General features: G+C 69.4%; 22 protein-coding genes. 10 read left to right on the top strand and 12 right to left on the bottom strand.

Going from position 1 to position 21,572, the window contains the following annotated elements; all coding sequences use genetic code 11:
* Positions 1-9: 9 nt before the first annotated feature.
* Positions 10-987: an ABC transporter permease gene (locus ACLNGM_RS04230; protein WP_416357330.1), complete on the bottom strand. Its 978-nt coding sequence runs from the start codon at positions 985-987 to the stop codon at positions 10-12.
* Entirely contained in the window at positions 978-2,543 is a 1,566-nt protein-coding gene (locus ACLNGM_RS04225; RefSeq protein ID WP_416357329.1) for an ABC transporter substrate-binding protein, read from the bottom strand. The genes ACLNGM_RS04230 and ACLNGM_RS04225 overlap by 10 nt, the downstream gene beginning before the upstream one ends.
* Positions 2,544-2,702: 159 nt before the next feature.
* Between ACLNGM_RS04225 and nikR the strand changes: the two genes are divergently transcribed.
* Positions 2,703-3,146 carry a nickel-responsive transcriptional regulator NikR gene (nikR, locus tag ACLNGM_RS04220; protein WP_416357328.1) on the top strand — a complete coding sequence of 148 codons (444 nt, stop codon included), beginning with the start codon at positions 2,703-2,705 and terminating at the stop codon, positions 3,144-3,146.
* A gap of 12 nt (positions 3,147-3,158) precedes the next feature.
* On the opposite strand, the gene ACLNGM_RS04215 is transcribed toward nikR, so the two are convergent.
* Positions 3,159-3,392 carry a hypothetical protein gene (locus ACLNGM_RS04215; protein WP_416357327.1) on the bottom strand — a complete coding sequence of 78 codons (234 nt, stop codon included), beginning with the start codon at positions 3,390-3,392 and terminating at the stop codon, positions 3,159-3,161.
* Positions 3,393-3,589: 197 nt separating this feature from the next.
* On the opposite strand from ACLNGM_RS04215, the gene ACLNGM_RS04210 reads away from it, so the two are divergent.
* On the top strand, positions 3,590-5,932 hold the full coding sequence (locus ACLNGM_RS04210; protein ID WP_416357326.1) for a DUF3772 domain-containing protein: 2,343 nt from the start codon (positions 3,590-3,592) through the stop codon (positions 5,930-5,932).
* Between the two features lie 22 nt (positions 5,933-5,954).
* On the opposite strand, the gene ACLNGM_RS04205 is transcribed toward ACLNGM_RS04210, so the two are convergent.
* Positions 5,955-6,725 (bottom strand): Crp/Fnr family transcriptional regulator, encoded by a 771-nt coding sequence (locus ACLNGM_RS04205; protein WP_416357325.1) that lies wholly within the window; start codon positions 6,723-6,725, stop codon positions 5,955-5,957.
* A 141-nt stretch (positions 6,726-6,866) separates the two neighbouring features.
* On the opposite strand from ACLNGM_RS04205, the gene ACLNGM_RS04200 reads away from it, so the two are divergent.
* Positions 6,867-7,121, top strand: coding sequence for a hypothetical protein (locus tag ACLNGM_RS04200; RefSeq protein WP_416357324.1), 255 nt, complete (start codon positions 6,867-6,869; stop codon positions 7,119-7,121).
* A 6-nt stretch (positions 7,122-7,127) separates the two neighbouring features.
* Here the strand turns inward: ACLNGM_RS04200 and ACLNGM_RS04195 are convergent, their stop codons facing one another.
* The 7 genes from ACLNGM_RS04195 to ACLNGM_RS04165 form a co-directional block, all read right to left on the bottom strand.
* Positions 7,128-7,853, bottom strand: coding sequence for an LrgB family protein (locus tag ACLNGM_RS04195; protein ID WP_416357323.1), 726 nt, complete (start codon positions 7,851-7,853; stop codon positions 7,128-7,130).
* Complete coding sequence (locus tag ACLNGM_RS04190) at positions 7,850-8,227, bottom strand: CidA/LrgA family protein (protein ID WP_090963226.1); 378 nt, start codon at positions 8,225-8,227, stop codon at positions 7,850-7,852. Before ACLNGM_RS04190 ends, ACLNGM_RS04195 begins: the two co-directional genes overlap by 4 nt.
* Before the next feature lie 127 nt (positions 8,228-8,354).
* A complete protein-coding gene (gene htpG, locus ACLNGM_RS04185) occupies positions 8,355-10,247 on the bottom strand; it encodes a molecular chaperone HtpG (RefSeq protein ID WP_416357322.1) in 1,893 nt (630 codons plus the stop codon).
* A 78-nt stretch (positions 10,248-10,325) separates the two neighbouring features.
* Positions 10,326-11,054: an SDR family oxidoreductase gene (locus ACLNGM_RS04180; RefSeq protein WP_416357321.1), complete on the bottom strand. Its 729-nt coding sequence runs from the start codon at positions 11,052-11,054 to the stop codon at positions 10,326-10,328.
* A gap of 65 nt (positions 11,055-11,119) precedes the next feature.
* Positions 11,120-11,881, bottom strand: a complete 762-nt coding sequence (locus ACLNGM_RS04175) for an SDR family NAD(P)-dependent oxidoreductase (protein WP_416357320.1) — start codon at positions 11,879-11,881, stop codon at positions 11,120-11,122.
* A gap of 16 nt (positions 11,882-11,897) precedes the next feature.
* On the bottom strand, positions 11,898-13,097 hold the full coding sequence (locus ACLNGM_RS04170) for an ROK family transcriptional regulator (protein ID WP_416357319.1): 1,200 nt from the start codon (positions 13,095-13,097) through the stop codon (positions 11,898-11,900).
* A 16-nt stretch (positions 13,098-13,113) separates the two neighbouring features.
* Positions 13,114-13,998, bottom strand: a complete 885-nt coding sequence (locus tag ACLNGM_RS04165; RefSeq protein ID WP_416357318.1) for a sugar phosphate isomerase/epimerase family protein — start codon at positions 13,996-13,998, stop codon at positions 13,114-13,116.
* A 383-nt stretch (positions 13,999-14,381) separates the two neighbouring features.
* Between ACLNGM_RS04165 and ACLNGM_RS04160 the strand changes: the two genes are divergently transcribed.
* From ACLNGM_RS04160 to ACLNGM_RS04130, 7 genes are all read left to right on the top strand, one after another.
* The gene (locus tag ACLNGM_RS04160) at positions 14,382-15,815 is read left to right on the top strand and encodes an ABC transporter substrate-binding protein (protein ID WP_090963216.1); all 1,434 of its coding nucleotides are present in this window, start codon (positions 14,382-14,384) and stop codon (positions 15,813-15,815) included.
* A 194-nt stretch (positions 15,816-16,009) separates the two neighbouring features.
* A complete protein-coding gene (locus tag ACLNGM_RS04155; RefSeq protein ID WP_090963214.1) occupies positions 16,010-16,894 on the top strand; it encodes a carbohydrate ABC transporter permease in 885 nt (294 codons plus the stop codon).
* On the top strand, positions 16,894-17,730 hold the full coding sequence (locus tag ACLNGM_RS04150; protein ID WP_294645685.1) for a carbohydrate ABC transporter permease: 837 nt from the start codon (positions 16,894-16,896) through the stop codon (positions 17,728-17,730). The genes ACLNGM_RS04155 and ACLNGM_RS04150 overlap by 1 nt, the downstream gene beginning before the upstream one ends.
* A 4-nt stretch (positions 17,731-17,734) precedes the next feature.
* On the top strand, positions 17,735-17,971 hold the full coding sequence (locus ACLNGM_RS04145) for a DUF2160 family membrane protein (RefSeq protein ID WP_090963210.1): 237 nt from the start codon (positions 17,735-17,737) through the stop codon (positions 17,969-17,971).
* A 53-nt stretch (positions 17,972-18,024) separates the two neighbouring features.
* On the top strand, positions 18,025-19,086 hold the full coding sequence (locus ACLNGM_RS04140) for an ABC transporter ATP-binding protein (RefSeq protein WP_294645683.1): 1,062 nt from the start codon (positions 18,025-18,027) through the stop codon (positions 19,084-19,086).
* A complete protein-coding gene (locus ACLNGM_RS04135; RefSeq protein WP_416357317.1) occupies positions 19,083-19,814 on the top strand; it encodes an SDR family oxidoreductase in 732 nt (243 codons plus the stop codon). The genes ACLNGM_RS04140 and ACLNGM_RS04135 overlap by 4 nt, the downstream gene beginning before the upstream one ends.
* A gap of 101 nt (positions 19,815-19,915) precedes the next feature.
* On the top strand, positions 19,916-20,689 hold the full coding sequence (locus ACLNGM_RS04130; protein WP_416357316.1) for an SDR family NAD(P)-dependent oxidoreductase: 774 nt from the start codon (positions 19,916-19,918) through the stop codon (positions 20,687-20,689).
* Positions 20,690-20,775: 86 nt separating this feature from the next.
* Here ACLNGM_RS04130 and ACLNGM_RS04125 read toward each other — a convergent pair whose 3' ends face one another.
* On the bottom strand, positions 20,776-21,444 hold the full coding sequence (locus ACLNGM_RS04125; protein ID WP_416357315.1) for an HAD family hydrolase: 669 nt from the start codon (positions 21,442-21,444) through the stop codon (positions 20,776-20,778).
* Positions 21,445-21,572 lie beyond the last annotated feature (128 nt).

Below are 21,572 nucleotides of genomic sequence, written 5' to 3'. Positions count from 1 at the left end.
GCAGGGCGCTCAAGCGATCGGGCCCGGCGCGCGGAGGCGTGGGTCGATGCGGGCGTAGAGCCGGTCCGCCGCGAGGTTTCCGGTGGCGACCAGCGCGGCGGCCATGAGCGTCAGGGCGAGAAGCAGCGGCACGTCGCCCTGCGTGCCGGCCTGGACGGTGGCGCGGCCGAGGCCGGGATAGGCAAAGACCTGTTCGGCCAGCACCGCTCCGCCGAGGATCTCACCGAGCGAGGCGCAGACGATGGTGAGCGCCGGCAGGAGCGCTGCGCGCGCCGCGTGCCGCCAGGCGACGTCGCGGCGGCTCGCCCCTTGCGCAAAGGCGAAGAGGGCATGGTCGGAGCGCATGGCGGCGGCGATCGCCTCCCTCGTGTGCAGCGCCACCGGCGCGACGCCGAAGAGCGTGAGGACACCGAGCGGCAGGGCGAGGTGGGCCAGCGTCTCGGCAAGCGTCACCCGGTCCGGCGTCACGCCGATCGGGCCGGAACAGCAGAGCGGCGCCCAGCCGAGCTGGACGGAGAAGACGGTCAGCGTCACGATCGCCAGCCAGAAGGTCGGCGTCGCTGCGAGGAGATAGGCGTAGAGGCGCACCGCGCGATCGAGCCGCGAGCCTTCGCGCGTGCCGGCGAGGGTGCCGAGCGCGAAGCCGAGGGTGCTGGAGAGCACCAGCGCTGGCAGGGCGAGCCGCAGGGTCGCCGCGCCGCGCTCGGCGATCACGGTCGCGACCGGCGCGTTATGGCTGGTGCTCCAGCCGAGATCCCCCGAGAGCACGTGCCCGAGCCAGCGACCGAACTGCACGGGCGCGGGCTGGTCGAGCCCCCACGCCGCCTCGATCCTCTCGCGCTGCTCCGGCTGGAGACGCGCGATGCCGGGCCCGAGATAGGCGGCGACGGGGTCCACCGGCGACAGGCGCACGAGCGCGAAGGCGACTCCTGCGACGAGGAGGAGTAGCGCCGCAAGCCGCAGGGTCGCCGGGAGGATCAGTCGCACGTCCAGGTCCAACTCGCGATCGAGGCGGTGATCGGCCAGCCGTGGCCATGCGGCTCGATCTGCGGACGGCCGACATCGAGGCAGCGGTTCACGAAGTAGACGTGGTCGAGATTGACGAGCCAGGCCCAGGCCGCGTCGCCGCGCGTGCCGTAGCCCGTCTGCCCGTCGAAGGCGGCCTTCGCCCAGAGGGGATAGGAGGCCTCGAGGCTCGGCGCCCCCTGCGCCTCGGCGAACAGGTCGTCGACGCGGGCGTTCCCGTAGAAGGTCGGGTTCTGGTACTCCACGCCCGCCAGCGTCGATTGGTAGAGGCTGTAGAGCTGATAGGGCGAATGGCTGCCGAAGCCGAAGATCACCGGCTCGGCATGCATCACGCGCCCGATCGCGTCCCAGGACGAGCCTTTGGGGGTCGCCTCGATCCCGAGCGGACGGAGCAGCGCGGCCACCGTCTCGGCCAGTGCCTGCCGCGTCGCGTCGGCGGCCGGGTAGTTGACCGGAAACGCGGCGCGCACCCCGTTCTTCACGCGGACGCCGTCCGCACCAGGCGCCCAGCCGGCCGCATCGAGGAGCCGCCGCGCGGCGTCGAGATCGGTGGCGACGGTCTCGCCCTCGCCCGCCCAGGGCAGCCCGTCCGCCGGGCCGAAGGCCGGCGTGCCATGGCCGTTGAGGGCGACGTCCACCACCGCCTGCCGGTCGAGCCCGAGATTGATCGCGTGGCGGATCGCGGGATCAGCGGTCACCGCATTGCCGATCCGCGCGCCGTTCGGCGTGGTGCGTCCCTCGTCCGGCGGGAATGGCAGGCTGAGGCCACGATTGTCGACGGTGCGCACGGGAAGGGCGCGAAAGCCGTCCGGCAGCGCATCGGCGAGCGGCGCGGGCACCGACACCATGTCGACCGCGCCGCCGCGCGCGGCCGCCAGCCCCGCGTCGTCGCCGGTGAACAGGAAGGTGACGCGCACGAAGGCGGGAGCTCGGCCGTAGTAGTTCGGGTTGCGCTCGACGATCAGCTGTTCGCCGGGCTGCCATGACAGGAAGCGGTAGGGACCCGAGCCGACGGGACGGCGCCCGTAGTCCGGCCCGTAGGAGGCGGCGGGCACGATGCCGAGCGAGAAGAAGGTCTCGGTGAAGGTGATCCAGGGCTTCCGGAGACGCAGGCGGACGGTCGTGTCGTCCAGCGCCTCGGCCCCGTCCAGCACCGACAGGTCGAGCGCGCCCGCCGTGTCGCGACCCTTCAGGTAGGTGAAGGCGACATCGCGGGCGGTGAGCTTCGTGCCGTCGGAAAAGACGGCGTCGGGCCGGATCGTGACGGTCCAGGTCAGGCGATCGTCCGAGAGCGTCCACGCCGTCGCGAGATCGCCTTCCGTCTCAAGGTCCGGACCGCGCGTCAGGAGCGTCGACTGGAACAGGGGATGGCCGTAGGCGCCCCAGCCGAGCAGCGGGTCGAAGCCGGTCTCCGGTTCGCCGCCGATCGCCAGCACGAGGTCGGTCTTCGGCGCGGCAAGGGCTGGCGCCCCGAAGCACAGGAGCACGAGGCCGGCACGCAGGACGTTTGGGAACACGGGAACTCCGGGACAAGCGATCGTCGAATCGCCGCGACACTAGGGGAGCACCGGTATGCAGTCTATGGGAAATCATCATACTCGCGGACCGGCGGTCGCATCCGCTCGCGGTTCCCGCTAGAAGCCGGGCTGAGCGATGGACGGAACAGGAGCCCTCTCATGCAGCGCGTGACGGTGACGCTGGACGACGAACTGATGGCCGATATCGACGCGGTGATGACCGAGCGCGGCTATGCCAACCGCTCCGAGGCGATCCGGGACCTTGCCCGCGCCGGCCTGTCGCGCGCCCGCGCGGACATCGGCGAAGGCGGCTGCGTCGCGGCGCTCGTCTATGTCTACGACCACGCCGCGCGCGACCTGTCGCGCCGTCTGACCCACGCCCATCACGACCACCACGACCTGTCGGTCTCCAGCCTTCACGTCCATCTCGACCAGGGAACCTGCATGGAGGTGTCGGTGCTGAAGGGCGAGATCGGCGCGGTGCGGCACTTTGCGGACCATGTGATCGCCGAACGCTCGGTCCGGCACGGCGAACTGGTGCTGATCCCCGACGCCGGCAGAGCGACGGCGAAGGGCGCCCCGCACCCGCACGATCACGACTGAACGAAAGCCGCCTCAGGCGGCGCTGCGAAGGCCTTCGGCCGGCTGCATGTCGGCGCTGCCGGCCTGCATCAGGAAGATCCGGCGCGCAGCGGAGCGCTCGGCGACCTCGCGGTCACCGACGACAGCGGCCAGACGCGCAACCTCCTCGCGAAAACGCTCGATCTCCTCGGCGGAAGGCCGAAGAACCAGATCGAAGCGGCGAGTCAGCTCGTCGCGCAGCCAAAGAATGTCCTTGTCGCGGTTCATGAGGGGCCAAGTGGCGCGAGGCGGCGGTTTGTCGAGCGGCCGCGTGCCGGCAAATCATCGAAGGCAGCCACATTTCGGCCCATCGGATCGGATCAGAACCCGCCTTCTTGCCGGGCGGCCGCGCCAAGGGGATGGGGCGGCCGCCCGTGAACCGGACTTCGAGGGGACGGCGCGCCTTGCGCCGATGCGACACGACCATGATCCGATCGATCCAGAGGCTCATCGCCGGCCTCGCCCTCCTGTTGTGTCTCGTCGGCGCCGGCATGCCGGTCGCTCTCGCGCAGGACGCGGGCGCCGCGCAGGAGACGATCGCCGCCGTCGACACGCAGGCGAACGATCTCGCCGCGATCCGCCAGGCGGCCGACGGCGACACCACGGTCGACCAGAAGGCGGAGCTTCGCGACCGCGCCATGGCGGTGGGATCGGCGGCCAACGAGGCGGTGGGCCTCCTCGAGCCGCAGCTCGCCGCGATCGACGCGCGCATCACAGAACTTGGCGAGGCGAACGACACCGAGGCGCCCGACGTCAAGGCGCAGCGCGACCAGCTGGCCGCCCAGCGCGGCGACATCGATTCAGCGATCAAGCGCGGGCGCCTCGTCGGCGCCGACGCCAAGGAAACGATCGACCGGATGATCCGCGAGATCAACGAGGCCTTCAGCCGCGACACGTTCAAGGAGGTCGCCTCCCCGCTCTCGCCGCTCCTGTGGACCCAGGTCGCGAACCGCCTGCCTGACGATCTCGCCAGAGCCCGCGACTTCGCGCGCGACTGGCGCAACCAGATCCCGCAGACGGGCCCCCTGACGCGCATCGCGGCGGTGGCCGGCTCGCTGGCGCTCGCCCTCGTGCTCGCCCTGCCGCTGCGCCGACGCCTGCGCGAGGTCGGGCGGCGCGTCGCCTCCGAACAGGTGCCGAGCACGCGCGCCCGCCGTTCGGCGCTGGCGCTGTGGTTCGTGGTGGTGGGCACGCTCACCGCCGCGCTCGGCGTCTCGGTCTTCTTCTTCGGGCTCGGCTGGGCCGGCGTCCTGACACGCACGGTGCGCCCGCTCGCCGAGAGCCTCGCCCAGACCGCGGCGCTCGGTGCCTTCGTCCTGTCGCTCGGCGCCGGGCTTCTCCTCGTCGGCCAGCCGTCCTGGCGGCTCCTGCCCCTCGACGAGACGGCCGTGCAGCGCCTGCGCCCCTTCCCGACGCTCGCCGCCGTCCTCACCTTCCTCGGCGTCCTCCTGGTGGAGGGCGGGCGGGCCGTGGGCGTCAGCCAGCCGGCGGCGATCGTCATCAACTACGTCGTCGCCGTCGTCTACGGCGCGCTGATCGTCTCCGTCCTCGTCACCCTCGGGCGCATCCGCCGCGCCCACCCCGACGCCGCCAGCCGCCAGCCGAGCGCGCGCACGACGCTCGTGACGATCGCGACGCTCCTCGCCTGGGCCTGCGTCGCGGCGAGCCTCGTCGCCGCGCTCCAGGGCTACGTGAACCTTGCCCTCTTCCTGACGCGCCAGGTGATCTGGACCGCCGTCGTCTCCGCCAGCGCCTTCCTGCTCCTCGTCGTGGTGGACGACCTCTGCACCACGTTCCTGTCGGGCGACAGCCGGCTCGGGCGCTCGCTCCACACGGGGCTCGGCCTCCGGCGCGCGCAGGTCGGGCAGCTCGGCGTCCTCCTGTCGGCGCTCCTGCGCATCGCCATCCTCGTGTGGGCGGCGCTTCTCCTGTCGGGGCCGCTGGGGCCGGGTGCGAGTTCCCTGTTCTACCAGATCGGCTCCTCGGCCGAGATCCAGATCGGCGGCTTCACCATCGTGCCGGGCGCGATCCTGAAGGCTGCCGTGGTGCTGGCGGTCGGCATCGGCCTGATGCGCGTCGTGCGCCACTGGCTGGAGGAGCGCTACCTGCCGGCGACAGATCTCGACCCTGGCGCGCGCAACTCGGTGTCGACGATCGTCACCTATGCCGGCATCCTGCTCGCCGGATTCTGGGCGATCACGACGCTCGGCATCGGCGTCGAGCGCATCGCGCTGGTCGTCTCGGCCCTCTCGGTCGGTATCGGTTTCGGCCTCCAGGCGATCACGCAGAACTTCGTGTCGGGCCTGATCCTTCTCGCCGAGCGCCCGGTGAAGATCGGCGACACGGTGCGCATCGGCACCGACGAGGGCGACGTGAAGCGCATCAGCGTGCGCTCCACCGAGATCCAGATCGCCGACCGCTCGACCCTGATCGTGCCGAATTCCGAGCTGGTGACGAAATCCATCCGCAACATGACGCTGGCGGACCCGCTCGGGCGCATCCAGATCATGTTTTCCGTGCCGATCGACGCCGACGTCGCGGCGGTGCGCGGGGCGATCCTCGAAACCTATGCCGGGCACGAGGCGGTGCTGGCCGAGCCCGCGCCCTCGGTCTTCATCGACGGGATCGACGACGGCAAGGTGACCTTCAAGTCCTTCGCCTTCGTCGGCGGGCCGCGGCAGGTCTACGGCACGCGCAGCGCGATCCTCTTCACGCTGCTCGGCCGCTTCCGCTCCGAGGGCATCCACCTCACGGCGCCACCGGCCTGAGTCTCGCCGGCCAGCGCGCCCGTCAGGCGAGCGCCTCGCGGTCCGCTTCGGTTCCGTGGCCGACCTCGTCCGCGCCGGGGCGGCGCAGGTGCAGGTAGCTCGGCTCGAAATTGGCGAGCCGCATCAGCGCGCCGAGGTCGTCGACCTGCAGCGAGCGCCCTTTCAGGACGATCAGCCCTTCGGCGCGCAGGTCCTGCAGCATGCGGTTGGTGTGGACGATCGAGATGCCGAGCGCATCCGACAGGTCGGCCTGCGTGATCGGGAAGGGGCAGGCCCCGGTCTCGTCCACGAGGCCGATCGAGCGCATGCGCACGAAGGTCTCGCAGAGGAGATGGGCGACACGTTCCGAGCCCGTACGCTGGCCGAGATTGGTCAGCCATTCGCGCGTCGTCGCCTCGCCCACCAGTTCGTTCCACCAGAAGGCGCGGCGCAGGCGCGGAAAGCGCGTCATCAAAACTTCGATCTCGTCCGCCGCGATCTGCGCGATGCGCAGCGGCGAGATGGCGCCGATCGAATGGTCCATGACGCCGAGCACGTCGTTGTGAAGGTCGCAGAGGTCGCCGGGAATGAAGAAGGACAGGATCTGCCGCCGCCCGTCCGGCAGGATCTTGTAGCGGCAGGCGAAGCCCTCGAGCATGAGATTGACGAAGCCCGGCTTCTGCCCCTGCTCGATGATGTCGTCACGACTGTTGAGAACGCGAAGCCGCCGGCCGGCGAGATCCTGCAGCGCCAAGCGCTCCTCGTCGGACAGCGGCGCGAAGTTCTGCAGTTTGCGGATGAGATAAGCGACCAAGACCAGTCCTCCGGAACAGGCCCTTCCGAATGGATTGGGGATCGTTCGTCCATTAACTAGTTTAACTTCGACAGGGACCGAAACGAGGCAGGCTGTCAGCCGCCCAACGATGCTCCATCCTTCCCGGGGACTGGAGGTGACATGCCTGATTCCCCATCCCTGTTCGTCGGTGCCGTGGAGCCGGAGGCGCGCGACCGCGAGCCGCGCCACGGCACCCGCCTCTTTGCCGTCCTGGCCGGGTCTTGGAGCGAGGCGGAGGGGCTGATCCGCGAGGCCGTCGGACGCGCGGACGCCGCGATCGTGCAGCGCGAGGACGCGCCCTCGCGCCTTTACGCACAGCGCCTGCCGCTGCGCCCGCACGCCGCCGTCGAGTTCAGCCTGGAGCGGCGCGGCTGAGCCGCATCAGCCGAGAAGCCCGACCACGATCGGAACGATCAGCGCCGTCAGGAGCCCGTTCAGCGCCATGGCGAGCCCGGCGAAGGTACCGGCCACGCCGTCCACCTGGAAGGCGCGCGCGGTGCCGATGCCGTGCGAGGCGAGGCCTGCGGCAAAGCCGCGCGCGGCATAATCGCGGATGCCGAGCGCGTTCATCAGGGGCGTGACGAGGATCGCGCCGATGATGCCGGTGGCGATCACGAAGACGGCGGTCAGCGCCGGGTCGCCGCCGATCTCGCCGGCGATGCCCATGGCGATGCCGGCGGTGACGGACTTGGGCGCGAGCGCGAGGAGCAGCGGCTCGGGCACGCCGAAGAGGAGCCCGAGCCCGACGGCCGAGCCGGTGGCGGCCAGCGCGCCCGCGGGAAGCGCAAGGAGCACCGGCCCCAGCATCGAGCGCACTAGCGCGCGGTTGCGCCAGAGCGGCACGGCGAGCGCGACGGTCGCCGGCCCCAGCATGAAATGGACGAACTGGGCGCCGGAGAAATAGGTGGCGTAGGGCGTATCGGTCGCCGCGAGGAGCGCGACGAGGACCGCGATCGACAGGAGGATTGGGTTGACCAGCGGATGGTCGCCGCTCGCCCGTGCCACGGCGCGGGCGGCGAGGAAGACGCCGATGGTCAGCGTCAGCCAGAGAAGCGGGCTCGCGGAGAGATAGACCCAAAGCTCGAAGAGGGACGCCCCGCCGCTCATGCCGCGCCGCCTTCCCGCCGGCGGCGGACGAGACGGAAGACACCGACGGTGACGAGAAGCGTCAGGACCGTCGACAGGACGAGGGCGGCCAGCACGCCCGGCCCGTTGGCAAGGAGGAGATCGGGCGAGCGCGCGATGCCGACGCCCGCCGGCACGAAGAGGAGGCCGAGATGGGCGAGAAGCCCGTCGGCGACCCGGCCGACCGGCGCCTCCGCCGACGCCACGCCGACCGCTCGGCGTCGCTCGGTGACCGCGAGGATGCCGAGCAGGAAGACGATGCCGAGCACTGGGCCCGGCACCGGCAGGCCGAGAAGGCGGACGACCGTCTCGCCGGCCAGCTGGCAGGCGAGAAGCACGAAGAGGCCGAGAAGCACGAGGGGCAGCCTTTCGGAACGGGTGGAACGAAGGTCCCCCATCCTTACGGGCTGCACCGCACGCAAGCCAGCAGGTGGCCGCCTGACGCAGCGTTCAACCCCGGCGCGTTGGGCGCCGGGCCGAGCCTCAGCCGAGCGCGCGAGCCAGCACGCGGCCGAGGCGCGCGGCAAAGGCCCGGGGGTCGGACGGCGCCTCGCCGTCGGCGACGCGCGCCTCGTCGAGAAGAAGGCGCGCGGCGTCCTCGCGCAGCGCAGCGTCGCCCGCATCGAGCCGCGCCAGCCGCGCGACGAGATCGTGGCGCGGATTGACCTCGAGGATGGGCTTTGCGGCCGCGCCGCCGAGCCGGCCGGCGCTCGCCAGGAGACGCTCCAGCTGACGGTCCATGCCGCGATCGTTGGCCACGAGGCAGACGGCGCTGTCGGTCAGGCGCTCGCTGGCGCGCACGTCCGCGACGTCCTCCCCGAGCGTCTCCTTCAGATAGGCGATGAAGCCCTCGACCTCCGGCACGGCCTCGGCGGAGGCGGGCTCGGCGCCCTCCCGGAGCGGCACGGCGCCGAGATCGGCAAGCCCCTGCGTCACCGAGCGCAGCGGCTTGCCCTCGAACTCGGGGACCATCGAGGTCCAGAATCCGTCGACCTGATCGGTCAGGAGAAGCACCTCGATGCCGCGCGCGGCAAAGCCCTCGAGCTGCGGCGACGCCTTCAGCCGCTCGGCATCCGTGCCGACGGCGTAGTAGATCGCCGCCTGCCCCTCCTTCATGTCGGCGACGACATCCTTGAGGCTGCGCCAAGCGGTTCCGCCCGTCGTGGTGTGGAAGCGGGCGAGGCCGAGAAGGGCGGCGCGCCGATCCTCGTCCTCGTAGAGGCCTTCCTTCAGGACGGCGCCGAAATTCTCCCAGACGCCGGCGTAGCGGTCCGGGTCGCCCTCAGTAAGCTTGCCCATCTCGGTCAGGACGCGGCTGGTCACGCCCTTGCGGATCGCCGCGAGCACCCGGCTTTCCTGGATCATCTCGCGCGAGACGTTGAGCGGCAGGTCGGCCGAATCCACGAGGCCCCGCACGAAGCGCAGCCAGCGCGGCAGGATCTCGGTCTCGTCGGTGATGAAGACGCGCCGCACGTAGAGCTTCATGCGGCCGGCGCGCTCGGGGTCGAAGAGGTCGAAGGGCTTGGATCCCGGCACGAAGGCGAGGACCGTGTATTCGTGCAGACCCTCGGCGCGATAGTGCAGCGTCAGCGCCGGCTCGTCGAACTGGCCGGCGAGCGTGCGATAGGCGTCGGCGTAGTCGTCGGTCGAGATCTCGGACCTCGGCTTCGTCCACAGCGCCGCGCCGTCGGCGATGCGCCGCGCTTCGGCGTCGGGTGCGGTCTTCAACGCGATCGGCACCGGCACGTGGCCGGACTGGGCGCGCACGGTCTCTTCGATGACGTGAGGCTCGAGGTAGGTTCCGGCGTCCTCCTTGACGTGGAGCGTGACGCGGGTGCCGCGCGGCGGCGCCTCGGCCGGATCGGCGGCGCCGACCGTGAAGGTGCCGAGGCCGTCCGAACTCCAGCGCGCCGCCGTGTCGCCGCCTGCGCGGCGCGAGACGACGTCCACCCGGTCCGCCACCATGAAGGCGGAATAGAAGCCGACGCCGAACTGGCCAATGAGCCGGCTTTCGCCGCCCTTCGCCTCCTCCGCCATCCGGTCCATGAAGGCGCGTGTGCCGGAGCGCGCGATGGTGCCGAGCGCTTCGGTCATCTCGGCCTGGCTCATGCCGATGCCGTTGTCCTCGACGGTGAGCGTGCGGGCCGCGGGGTCGATCGTCAGGGTGATCAGCGGCTCGCCGCCCGCGCCGAGCAGTTCAGGCGCGGCAATCGCCTCGAACCGCAGCTTCTCGCAGGCGTCGGCGGCGTTGGAGACGAGCTCGCGCAGGAACACGTCCTTGTCGGAATAGACCGAGTGCACCATCAGGTGCAGGAGCCGGGCGACGTCCGCCTCGAAGCTCTTCGTCGTCTCGCCCGTTGCCGTATCCGCCGTCATGCCGTGTCCCTCTGCCGCTGCAAACCGAGCCGCGACATGGCGGCTCGGTGCGGAGGTTTCAAGCGGCGGAGGGCCGTCTCAGATGTCGAAGTTCTGCGGCAGGAGCACAAGGTCGCGCACCACCGTGTTGCGCGGGCGCGTCAGCATGAAGAGGACGGCCTCAGCGACCTCCACCGGCTGGAACAGCGCGCCGTTCTCGATCGCCCGCTTCAGGTTCTCGGCCGGCCAGTCCTGGACGAGGGGCGTCACCACCGGTCCCGGCGCGATCGCACCGACGCGCACGCCGTGCTTGGCCACCTGCCGGCGCACGGCATGGGTGAAGGCCTGCACCGCGTGCTTGGAGGCGGTATAGACCGGCTCCCAGGGGATCGCCTGATGGCCAGCGACCGAGCTCGTCACGATCACGTCGCCGGTGCCGCGGCCGATCATGTGCGGCAGCACGGCATGGACGCCGCGGAACACGGCGTTGACGTTGAGGTTCAGCATCCGGTCGAACGCGTCGGCGTTGCCGTCCACGAGGTCGCCGCCGATGTAGGAGCCGGCATTGGCGTGGAAGATGTCGAGCTGGCCGGCCTCCTCCAGGATGCGCGGCAGCATCGTGCCGGTGCTCGCGGCATCGGTGATGTCCACTTTCAGCGCGCTCGCGCCCGCGCCGAGATCGGCGACCGCCTTGTCAAGGCGCTCGTCGTTGTTGTCGACGATGAAGACGCGCGCCCCGTTCGCCAGCATGATGCGGGCGCATTCGAGGCCGATGCCCGAGGCGCCGCCCGTGACGGCCGCGACCTTGCCCGCCAGTTTCTCTGCCATGTCGATGGTTCCTCCCTTTGAAAATTCGTCAGCGGGTGCCCGTTGTTCAGCGGGTGACGCGTCGGTCAGCGAGTGAGATAGCCGCCGTCGACCGGCAGCACGGCGCCGGTCACGTAGCTTGCGGCGGGCGAGCAGAGGAACAGGGCGCAGGCCGCGACCTCCTCCGGCTGGCCATAGCGACCCATCGGCGTCATCCGCCGCCAGACCGGGTCCCAGTCCGGGTTGTCGAAGCCGCCGCGTGTCATGTCCGTGTCGATGTAGCCGGGCGCCACCGCATTGACGCGCACGCCGTCCGGCGCGAACTCGCTGGCGAGCGATTTCGTCAGCATGTGCACCGCGGCCTTCGACGCGTTGTAGGCCGCTTGGTTCTGCGGAATGTTGGAGATAAAGCCGGATACCGATCCGACGTTGAGGATGACGCCCTCGCCCGCGGCCTTCAGGTGCGGCAGCGCCTCCCGGCAAAAGCGGAAGACGGACGCGACGTTGGTGGAGAGGATCAACTCCAGCCGCTCGTCGTCGAAATTTTCGGTCTGGCCGTGCGAGGCGACGCCGGCATTGTTGACGAGGATGTCGATGCGTCCGAAGCGCTCGATGCACTGCGCGAGCGCGCGCGCCGGCATGTCGGGGTCGCGCACGTCGCCGCGTGCCACGTCGAACTCGGTGCCCGAGACGCGAAGCTCCGCCTCGCCGTCGGGGTTGTCGCGCCGGGCGGTGACGAGGCAGCGCGCCCCGGCATGCCCAAGCGCTTTGGCGATGGCGAGCCCGATGCCCCGGTTGCCGCCCGTGACGAGGGCGACCTTTCCGTCCAGTCGAAACCGATCCAGCATGGCGTTTGGTCTCCCGTCAGATATGAGCCGGTTCGGCGTCGGCCGCCAGGAACCGCTGGTGAAGGATGCAGGCCGCGCCGAAGGCCGCCCCGAAGGTCGGATCGGCATTGACGACGATGCCGGGCATGGGGAAGCCGGGGTCCTGGATGCGTGCCCAGTGCGCGGCGACACGCGCGCCGACCAAGGGATAGAGCGCGGCCAGTGAGCCGCCGAGCACGATCTGGTCGGGGTCGACGAGCCGGCAGCCCTGCGACAGGCCGAAGGCGAGCGCGCGCGCCCATCCTTCCGCGATCGCGACGGCGCCCGGCGCGCGGTCCTTTACCTCGCCGAGGAACGCCTCCAGCGTCGCCGCCCCGTCGGGCGCGCTGGCGCGCCAGGCGGAGAGGACCCCTTCCAGCCCGACGAGTTCCTCCAGCCGCCGCAGCGCGCCGTCGCCCGCCGGCACGAGAAGGTGGCCGATCTCGCCGGCAAGCCCGTGGCCGCCCCGGAACAGCGCGCCGTCGACGAGAATGCCGCCGCCGACGCCCGTTTCCAGCACCAGCGCCAGCGTGACCCCGGGCCGCGCAGCATCGCGTCCGTAGGCGTCGCCGATCGCGAACGCGTTGGCATCGTTCTCGGCGGCCACCGGCACCTTGCCCGGCAGATGGGCGCGCATGAGTGCGGCGGGATGGACGTCGCGCCAGCCCAGAAGCGGCGCGACCCGCACGCGCCCGCCGCGCTCCATCTGCGCCGGGACGGCGATGCCGAACCCTTCGCAGCGCGCCCAGCCGTCCGACGGCAGCGCGTCGGCGGCCAGATGCGCGGCGGTCTCGAACGCGTCGTCGAGCCCGGCCGCCGGCGCGTCGAAGGCCGCGATGCGCTGCGCGACGATCGTGCCCGACAGGTCAATCGCGACGAAGCTGATGTGCTCGACGCCGATCTCGACGCCGGCAAAGAACACGGCGTCCGGCTGGAGTTCGAGGAGAATGCCCGGCCGCCCTGCCCGGCCCTTGGCCGCGCGCTCCGCCCCGTCCGGCGCGTCCGCCACCTCGCGCACCAGCCCCTCGGCGGTGAGCGCGGCGACGATGTGGCCGGACGAGGAGCGGTTGAGCCCGAGGACGCGCGCCAGATCCGCCCGGCTCAGCCGCCCGAAGCGGTGCAGCGCACGCAGCGCCGCCATCTCGCTGCCCTGCCGGACGCGGCGCAGTGCAGGATCGAGGGACGCGGCGTGCGACACGGGCGCTCCCGTCGGCTTACGGCCGCGCGTTGGTGGCGCGGCGGCGCTTGGCTTCGTCCTGCTTCAGCTCGATGAAGGTCTTGGCATGGCGGGCGAGCGGCATGTTGTCGGTCCAGGTGTCGCGCCAGATCGCGCAGGCGAGCGACAGCGCCTCGTCCACCACGGCGGAGGAGAAGGACTCGAACGTGATGTTGCGTGCGTAGTCGATATCGAGCAGCGCGTCGAAGATCAGCTCGAAGTCGATCATGCCGTCGCCGAGATAGCCGCGGTTGCTCTCGCCGATGTGGAAGTAGCCGAGCTTGTCGCCGGCAAGGCGCAGGGCGGCGGCCGGGTTCGCCTCCTCGATGTTCATGTGGAACGTGTCGAGATGGAGCCGGACGTGGTCCGAGCCGGTCTTCTCGATGAAGTCGAGCCCCTGCGCGGTGGTGTTGAGGACGTTGCTCTCGAAGCGGTTGACGACCTCGAGCACGAGATCGACGCCGGCGTCCTTCGCGATGTCGGCGGTCTTGGCGATGGCCGCGATCGCGTTCTGGCGGCCGCGCTCGGTTGGCATCGCGCCGTATTTCGTGTGGGCGGAGTAGAGGATGCCGCCGAGCGTCTTGCCGCCGACGTCGCGCACCGCCTTCACGGCGTCGGCGAGCAGCGCCTCACCCGCCTTCACCACGCTCTCGTCGGTGCTCGACACGTCGGCCGCGAGCGGCAGGCCCATGGTTACGGCGATCTCGATGTCGAGCGAGCGCGCCTTTTCGCCCAGCCGGTCGAGGTCGAACTTCTCGGGGCGCAGGTAGGCGAATTCTATGAGGCGGTAGCCGCACTCGGCCGAGCGATCAAGCGCGCGCTCCAACTCGTCCTGCGTTCCGCCGCCCGTCCACACGAACGAATGGATCCCCAGCCGCTTCATCGCGCCCTCCCTTATTGTTGAATTGCGCAACAAAATCTGCGCAACCTTGATTTGTCAAGCGGCGGATCGTGTTGCGACGCAAAGCAACGAATTCGCGGTGCAGCACAATGTTATTGTGCATTCGCGAGAAGACAAGCAATCCCTTGGGTTATGAGCAACTCATCGATGCAGCGTTTCTTGTGCTTGTTGCAACATAATATGACAGAACACGCAACAAATGTTGTGCAGGGCCGCGTGATGGTCTAGGCATGAGGGCACGGCCTTCCCGCCCGCCGTGTCCGGCGGACCGACGGCCCGCTTTTCCAGAGGACAAACCGCCCGGCCAACAAGGGCGGCAGCAACGCGCCGCCGGACAAGGCGGACCTTCGGGAGGAACGAAACTCATGAAGCGAAACCTCAGCACCAGCCTGATCGCCCTGACGATCGGCCTCGTCGGCGGCCTGTCCGCTGCGCATGCGGACTTCTGGTCCGACGCGGGCGCCAAGTTCAAGGGCGTGACCCTGCACGGCGTGACCGAGAGCACGCCGCCGTCGAACTACGTCAAGGACGTGCTCGCCAAGCAGTTCGAGGAGAAGACCGGCATCAAGGTCGAGCTGGAAACCACCTCGTGGGACCAGATGTACGACAAGGCCATCAAGGACATGGAGGCCAAGACCGGCATCTATGACATGGTCTATATCGAGCAGGACATCGTCTACGCCTACCTGCAGCGCAACTTCCTGACCGACATCACCAAGACGCTCGCCGACAAGCCGGACCTCAAGGCGCCCGAGTTCGACGAGAAGAACTTCACCACCTTCGCCGACTATTTCCGCGGCACCGACAACGACCTCTTCGGCGTGCCGATGGAGGCTTTCATCAAGGTCTACCTCTACCGCAAGGACCTCTTCGACGATCCGAAGATCAAGGAGGCCTTCAAGGCAAAGACCGGCAAGGACCTCGCGCCGGCGAAGACGCACGAGGACTACACGGAGATCGCCGAGTTCTTCACCGAATACGGCAAGGAGAACGGCGGGCAGCTCTGGGGCACGACGAGCCAGGCCCATACCGGCCACCCCGCCTCCTGGTATGAATATGTCGAGTCCGTCGCACCGACCTTCGGCGTCTACAACTGGGGCATCAACGCCGACGACAACTACGGCGCCACCGTCGAGCACGGCGGCACGATGAACAGCGACAAGGCCAAGGCCGCGCTGAAGTACTTCCTGCACCTGCGCGACATCGCGCCGCCGGAATCGGCCGCCTCCACCTGGTCCGAGGTCGCCACGACCTTTGCCGCCGGCCGCGCGGCGCAAGGCCTCGTCTACGGCGAGAACGCCGCCTGGATCGCGTCCGACCAGTCGAAGTCGAAGGTCGTCGGCAAGGTCGGCATCGCGCTGCCCCCGCTGTCGGACGGCGTCATGGCGGACGCGGAATCGGGCAAGGGATATATCGGCTACTACGATGGCGGCGCCTTCGGCGTGCCGGTCACGGCCAAGAACCAGGACGCCGCGCTCCTCTTCCTCCAGTACATCGGCCAGAACTCGGTGCAACCCGACTGGGCCGTCGCCGCGCCGCGCATCACCAACACCGCCACCTACGACGACCCGAAGGTGAAGGAGATGGATACGACGCTCGGCGGCTACTACACGATGCTGAAGAACGACGGGAAGCTGTTCGCCGGCGCGCCGAAGTATCCGTTCCACGCGCAGGTCCGCGAGACCGTCGCGCCGATCTTCTACCGCATCCTGACCGGCGAGGTCGGACCGGACGAAGGCCTCGACGAGATGGCTGCCGCAACGGAAGAGGAACTGACGAGCCTCGGCTACCGCAAGTAGGCCGCAAGCCTCGAGGCCGCCGGCATCGCCGGCGGCCTCGCCGACGCTCTCCTCCGGGGCGGGCTGTTTTCGCCGCCCCGGAGCGACCGCGACCGAGCAGGGCGCCCGCCTGCGGGCCGCCGCACGCCCCCTCGGCGTGCGCCCTTCCCCTTGCCCGGATCCTCGACCGCGAGCCCCTCGAGAGGATGGTTCCCATGCGTTCCAACAAGGTCGGCTGGCTGCTTCTCGCCCCGACGATCGTCATCCTGGCGACCTTCGGCATCGTGCCGTTCGTCTACGTGCTCTACGTCGCGTTCCACCAGTGGAACCCGTTCGGCGCCAGCCCGGACATGATCTTCAACGGCGCCAACAACTTCCGCCGCCTCGTCTTCGACAAGGCGTTCCTCACCGCCATCTGGTACACGCTGAAGTTCGCCTTCTTCGCGGTCGCCTCCGAAGTCATCATCGGCTACCTCCTCGCCCAGCTCTTCATGAAGGAGTTCCCCGGGCGCGGTTTCTTCCGCACGATCCACACCCTGCCGCTGATCGTCGCCCCGATCGTCGTCGGCTCGGTCTGGCGCCTGCTCACGACGCCCTCGATCGGCATCATCCCCTACTATCTCAACGCCTGGTTCGGCTACGAGCTGAACATCGGGCGCGACGCCAGCGCCGCCTTCATCCTCACCGTCATCATGGACATCTGGCACTGGACGCCGCTCGTCACGCTGACGCTTCTCGCCGCCCTCGTGTCCTTGCCCAAGGAGCCCTTCGAGCAGGCCCAGATCGACGGCGCCAGCCGCTGGCAGGTGTTCTGGCACATCACGCTGCCGATGATCCGCCCGGCGATCCTCGCCACCGTCTTCATCCGCCTGATGGACGCGCTGCGCACGGTGGACGAGGTGTGGATGCTGACCGGCGGCGGCCCGGGCGCGGCCACCCGCTACATCGGCCTCCACATCTGGAAGGTCGTGTTCCCGAAGACCGACTACGGCTACGGCTCGGCGATCTCGGTGATCGTCCTCTACCTCACGCTCGTGATGTGCTGGATCCTCTACGTCGCCCTCGTCGCCCCCCGCACCCGCAAGAAGAGGACGTTCTGATGCGCCAGTCGCGGCCCTTCGTCTCGATCCTCCTGTGGATCGCGCTCTCCTTCCTGACCCTCTTCCCGATCTACTGGCTGTTCGTGATCTCGGTGAAGCCGGCGGTGGACCTCTTCACGACGCCGAGCGTCCTCCTCGACACCGTGTTCTGGGACAACTACGCCAACGTCCTCGGCAACGAGACGCTGCGCCGCTACATGATCAACTCGATCATCATCTCCAGCGGAAACGCGGTGCTCTGCACGACGCTCGCCTTCATGGCCTGCTACGCGCTGTCGCGATACGACCTGGGCGGCAAGGAGAACATCTTCTTCTGGACGATCACCAACCGCATGGCGCCGGCGGCGGTCTTCCTCCTGCCCTTCTTCCTGCTGTTCACGCAGGTCTTCGCGATCGGGGACTTCAAGCTCTACGACACGCGGATCGGCATGATCCTCCTCTACTGCACCTTCAACCTGCCGTTTGCGATCTGGACCCTCCGGCCCACCATCGACGGGCTGCCGAAGGAGCTCGACGAGGCGGCGACCGTCGACGGCGCCTCGACCTGGCAGGTCATCCGCGAGGTGATCTTTCCGCTCGCGCGTCCGGGTCTCGCCGTCACCTTGATCCTCACCTGGGTCTTCGCCTGGAACGAGTTCCTGCTGGCCGCCACGCTGACGAGCTTCAACGCCCGCACCATCACCACGGGCCTGTCGGAATACGTCACCACCACCGGCACCGAATGGGGCACGATGGCCTCGATCGCCATCATCACCCTCATTCCCGCCCTCGTCGTTTTCGCCGTCGTGCAGCGCCACATCGTGGCCGGCCTCACCTTCGGCGCGGTGAAGGAGTAACGCCATGGACAAGACCGTCGACCTCGACGCCGCAGACGAGGAAGCCAGCACGAAGCCACCCGCGGTGCGCCACGGCTTCCTGCCGATCACCACCAACTGGTTCGACCGGCTCTTCATCGGGATCTACCTCTTCGTCGCGCTGGAGCTCCTCTGGATGCGCTTCCTGGAGCAGGCGGTCCCACTCACCGTCTGCCACGTCATCGCGATCGCGCTCGGCGCGCTGATCGTCTGGAAGGGCTGAGCGGGCTTCTCGCCCGGCTCGCCCGACACGCCCCTCACTTCCCAAGGTTCCCCATGGCACAGGTCACCATCCAGAACGTCGTCAAGCGCTACGGCCAGGTGCAGGTCATGCACGGCGTCGACGTCGATGTCGGCGACGGTCAGTTCGTGGTGCTGGTCGGCCCGTCCGGCTGCGGCAAGTCCACGCTGCTCCGCATGATCGCCGGGCTGGAGCCGATTTCGGGCGGCACGATCTCGATCGGCGGGCGCGTCGTCAACGACGTCGCCCCGAAAGACCGCGACATCGCCATGGTGTTCCAGTCCTACGCGCTCTACCCGCACAAGACGGTCGCCGAGAACATGGGATTCGCGCTCAAGATCAAGGGCGCGCCGAAATCCGAGATCGAGCAGAAGGTGAGGAAGGCGGCCTCGATCCTCGATCTGGAAAAGTATCTCGATCGCTACCCGAAGGAGCTGTCCGGCGGCCAGCGCCAGCGCGTCGCCATGGGCCGCGCCATCGTGCGCGACCCGCAGGTGTTCCTCTTCGACGAGCCCCTCTCCAACCTCGACGCCAAGCTGCGCGTCGCCATGCGCGTCGAGATCAAGGAACTCCACCAGCGGCTGAAGACCACGATCGTCTACGTCACGCACGACCAGATCGAGGCGATGACTATGGCCGACAAGATCGTCGTCATGCGCGACGGGCGCGTGGAACAGATCGGCGCCCCGCTCGACCTCTACGACAATCCGGTCAACACGTTCGTCGCCGGCTTCATCGGCTCGCCCGCCATGAACTTCGTCCACGGTCGGATCGAGGCCGGTCCGAACGGCTCCGTCTTCGCCGCCGACGGCGGCGCCCGCCTGCCGCTCGGGGAACGACACGTCGAGCCCGGCCGCACCGTCACCTACGGCATCCGCCCCGAGCACATCGACATCGGACCGGGCGGCGTCCCCGCGCGCGTCTCGGTGCTGGAGCCGACCGGTTCGGAAACGCAGGTCTTCGCCAAGGTCGGCAAGGATTCGCTCGACGCCGTGGTCAAGGACCGGATCGGCGCGCAGCCGGGCGAGGAGGTGTCGTTCGTGATCGACACGCGCCGCGTCCACCTCTTCGACCGCGAGACGGGGCGCCGGCTGTGAGCGCCGACTTCACCGGCAAACGCGTCGTCGTCACCGGCGCCGGCAAGGGCATCGGGCGCGCCACCGCGCTGATGCTGGCAAGGCGCGGCGCCCGCGTCGTCGCGCTGACCCGCTCCGGCGCCGATCTCGAAACCCTCAAGGCCGAGACGGGCTGCGAGACGATCGTCGTCGACCTCGCCGATGCGCAAGCGACACGCGCGGCGGCGCGGCAGGCGCTGCCCGCCGACCTTCTCGTCAATTGCGCCGGCACGACCGAGCTCGAATCCTTCCTCGACGTCTCCGTCGAGAACTTCGATCTCCTCCACGCCGTCAACACGCGCGCGCCGATGATCGTCGCGCAGGAATACGCGCGCGAACGGGTGGCCGCGGGACGGCCCGGCGCGATCGTCAACGTGTCGAGTTGCGCCTCGTTCGTCGGCATTCCCGACCACGCCGCCTACTGTGCCTCCAAGGCCGGGCTCGACGGGCTGACCCGGGTCATGGCCAAGGAGCTCGGACCAAAGGGCATCCGCGTCAACGGCCTCCATCCCACCGTGACCTTGACGCCGATGGCGGTGAAGGCCTGGAGCGACCCGGACAAGGCCGCGGCGATGCTCGGCCGCATCCCGCTCGGCCGCTTTGCCGAGCCGGACGACATCGCCGAGGTGATCCTGTTCCTCCTGTCGGACGCCGCCGCCATGGTCCACGGCCTGTCGATGCCGGTCGACGGCGGGTTCATGGTCGCCTGAGGAAGACCGCGATGCGCGCCCACGAGTCCGCCAAGCCGGCGGACCGGCGCGCCCCGGCCTCCGGCCGCCACCCCTTCATCGACGCTTGAGGAGACCTCGCGATGTTTCAGGAGAAGTTCCGTCTGGACGGGCGCACGGCCGTCGTCACCGGCGGCGGGCGCGGCATCGGCCTGTCGATCGCCGAAGCTCTGGCCGAGTTCGGGGCGCGGATCGTGATCGCCGACATCGACCGCGCCGTCGCGGACGCCGGCCTTGCAGCCCTCAAGGACAAGGGCTTCGAGGCCGAAGCCCACGTCCTCGACGTGACGAAGCCCCGCGACGTCGAGGCCTTCGCCGAGAGGATCGCCGCCGCGCACGGGCGCGTCCACATCCTCGTCGCCAATGCCGGCATCGGAATGTCCGGTGTCGCGGCGGAGGATACGGAGGACGAGCGCTGGCTGAAGGTCAACGACGTCAACTACAACGGCGTCTTCTGGTGCAACCGCGCCTTCGGCCGGCACATGCTGCAGGCCGGAGGCGGCGCGATCGTCAACATCGGCTCGATGTCGGGCTTCATCTCCAACCGGCCGCAGAAGCAGACCTACTACAACGCCTCCAAGGCCGCCGTGCACCAGTTGACGTCGTCGCTCGCCGCCGAATGGGCCGACCGGGGCGTGCGCGTCAACGCGGTCGCGCCGACCTATATCGAGACGGAGATGACGCGCTACAGCGAGGGCAACGATGGCATGATCGACGTGTGGCTGCGCGACACGCCGATGCACCGCATGGGCCAGCCGCACGAGATCGCCTCCGTGGTCCACTTCCTCGCCTCGGACGCCTCCAGCCTGATGACCGGCACGACGGTGCAGGCCGACGCCGGCTTTACCTGCTGGTAGGCCGCATGCCGCCCCGCCCGTGAACCGGCCGTCCGGGCCGGTTCACGGGCGGGGCGAACGCGTGGATGAGCGCCGCGCGGGCGAAACTACCCCTTCGCGATGATCTCCAGCGTCCCGTCGGAGGCTTGCGAGACGGCGAGCGCATCGTAGCCAGATACGCTCGGATGGGGCGTATCGAGCCGGTGGCTGTGGGTGGCGTCGATCACGAGCACCGTCGCACCCGCCGCCTCGCCCGCCCGGATCCCGGCGGGGGCGTCCTCGAACACGAGGCACTCCTCGATCGGCACGCCGAGCTTCCGGGCGCCGAGGAGGAAGCAGTCGGGCGCCGGCTTGCCGTTCGCCACGTCCTCGCCGGTCACTATCAGCGGGGGAACCGGCAGGCCGGCGATGGCGAGCCGCTTCTCGGCGAGCGCGCGCGGCGCCGAGGTGACGATCGTCCAGCGCTCCGGCGGCAGCGACTTGAGGAAGATCGCCGCGCCCGCGATCTCGACGATCCCCTCGACGTCGTCGATCTCGGCCTGCACCAGCCCGGCGATCTCCGCCTCCAGTACCGCCTCCGGAATGCCGACGCGGCGCATCGTCTCGATCGCCCGCATGCCGTGGATCGTCGGCAGGAAGCTGTCGACGTCGATGCCCTGACGGCGCGCCCAGGCCCCCCACACCCGTTCGGCCGCCACGATCGAATTCAGGATCGTGCCGTCCATGTCGAACAGGAAGGCGCCGAAGCGACGGCCGGGAAAGGGTTGCTGCGCCATGGAAACCGGAACCGGAGGAACAATCGCTCCTTCTTGCCGGAAAGCCGAGGGGGTCACAAGGGCGAGCGGCGTCCGCAGCCGGCAACCTTTCCCGTCCGCCCGATGTTGAACGGTTCTACCTAGATGGA

Source organism: Aureimonas phyllosphaerae (assembly GCF_047943035.1).
Taxonomy (GTDB): Bacteria; Pseudomonadota; Alphaproteobacteria; order Rhizobiales; family Rhizobiaceae; genus Aureimonas; species Aureimonas phyllosphaerae.
Note: the sequence above shows the minus strand (reverse complement) of the source record. Positions and strands in the feature narration are given on the sequence as shown.

What these genes read in the sequence shown, in the direction of transcription:
- nikR (WP_416357328.1), top strand. Translation starts at nt 2,703, where the DNA reads ATGCAGCGCGTGACGGTGACGCTGGACGACGAACTGATGGCCGATATC.
- ACLNGM_RS04215 (WP_416357327.1), bottom strand. Translation starts at nt 3,392, where the DNA reads ATGAACCGCGACAAGGACATTCTTTGGCTGCGCGACGAGCTGACTCGC.
- ACLNGM_RS04210 (WP_416357326.1), top strand. Translation starts at nt 3,590, where the DNA reads ATGATCCGATCGATCCAGAGGCTCATCGCCGGCCTCGCCCTCCTGTTG.
- ACLNGM_RS04200 (WP_416357324.1), top strand. Translation starts at nt 6,867, where the DNA reads ATGCCTGATTCCCCATCCCTGTTCGTCGGTGCCGTGGAGCCGGAGGCG.
- ACLNGM_RS04195 (WP_416357323.1), bottom strand. Translation starts at nt 7,853, where the DNA reads ATGAGCGGCGGGGCGTCCCTCTTCGAGCTTTGGGTCTATCTCTCCGCG.
- htpG (WP_416357322.1), bottom strand. Translation starts at nt 10,247, where the DNA reads ATGACGGCGGATACGGCAACGGGCGAGACGACGAAGAGCTTCGAGGCG.
- ACLNGM_RS04180 (WP_416357321.1), bottom strand. Translation starts at nt 11,054, where the DNA reads ATGGCAGAGAAACTGGCGGGCAAGGTCGCGGCCGTCACGGGCGGCGCC.
- ACLNGM_RS04175 (WP_416357320.1), bottom strand. Translation starts at nt 11,881, where the DNA reads ATGCTGGATCGGTTTCGACTGGACGGAAAGGTCGCCCTCGTCACGGGC.
- ACLNGM_RS04165 (WP_416357318.1), bottom strand. Translation starts at nt 13,998, where the DNA reads ATGAAGCGGCTGGGGATCCATTCGTTCGTGTGGACGGGCGGCGGAACG.
- ACLNGM_RS04160 (WP_090963216.1), top strand. Translation starts at nt 14,382, where the DNA reads ATGAAGCGAAACCTCAGCACCAGCCTGATCGCCCTGACGATCGGCCTC.
- ACLNGM_RS04155 (WP_090963214.1), top strand. Translation starts at nt 16,010, where the DNA reads ATGCGTTCCAACAAGGTCGGCTGGCTGCTTCTCGCCCCGACGATCGTC.
- ACLNGM_RS04150 (WP_294645685.1), top strand. Translation starts at nt 16,894, where the DNA reads ATGCGCCAGTCGCGGCCCTTCGTCTCGATCCTCCTGTGGATCGCGCTC.
- ACLNGM_RS04145 (WP_090963210.1), top strand. Translation starts at nt 17,735, where the DNA reads ATGGACAAGACCGTCGACCTCGACGCCGCAGACGAGGAAGCCAGCACG.
- ACLNGM_RS04140 (WP_294645683.1), top strand. Translation starts at nt 18,025, where the DNA reads ATGGCACAGGTCACCATCCAGAACGTCGTCAAGCGCTACGGCCAGGTG.
- ACLNGM_RS04130 (WP_416357316.1), top strand. Translation starts at nt 19,916, where the DNA reads ATGTTTCAGGAGAAGTTCCGTCTGGACGGGCGCACGGCCGTCGTCACC.
- ACLNGM_RS04125 (WP_416357315.1), bottom strand. Translation starts at nt 21,444, where the DNA reads ATGGCGCAGCAACCCTTTCCCGGCCGTCGCTTCGGCGCCTTCCTGTTC.